1 rRNA gene is annotated in these 356 nt (G+C 45.5%); it reads right to left on the bottom strand.

From position 1 onward, the window contains the following. Positions 1–257: 257 nt before the first annotated feature. Positions 258–356, bottom strand: a 23S ribosomal RNA gene (locus U9M49_RS22640); the annotation flags it as partial.

Below are 356 nucleotides of genomic sequence, written 5' to 3'. Positions count from 1 at the left end.
TGACCTTCTCGCTATCGCCACCGGACTATGAAATTGTAAGGGAATCGTTCCCTCAAAACTAGGTAATGTTGAAGAAGATATTTATTGAGTAATCGCCTGAATGCGTGCTGTAGGATACTACTTACGTAGTTCTGTCCAGCTGCGGCGCCTAGTTGCTCGAGGTCATAAGTCAAATTTGTCATGAGGTTAAAGAACAACCTCCTGTCAAATTCGCCTTATGCTTGTCGCACCTGGGCAAGGCGCCTCCGCATTTCGAATTGGTTAAGTCCTCGATCGATTAGTATTAGTCAGCTGCATGTGTCGCCACACTTCCACCTCTAACCTATCAACCTGATCATCTTTCAGGGATCTTACTA

This window comes from Cytobacillus sp. OWB-43, from assembly GCF_034651445.1.
GTDB classification, from domain to species: domain Bacteria; phylum Bacillota; class Bacilli; order Bacillales; family Cytobacillaceae; genus Cytobacillus; species Cytobacillus kochii.
Note: the sequence above shows the minus strand (reverse complement) of the source record. Positions and strands in the feature narration are given on the sequence as shown.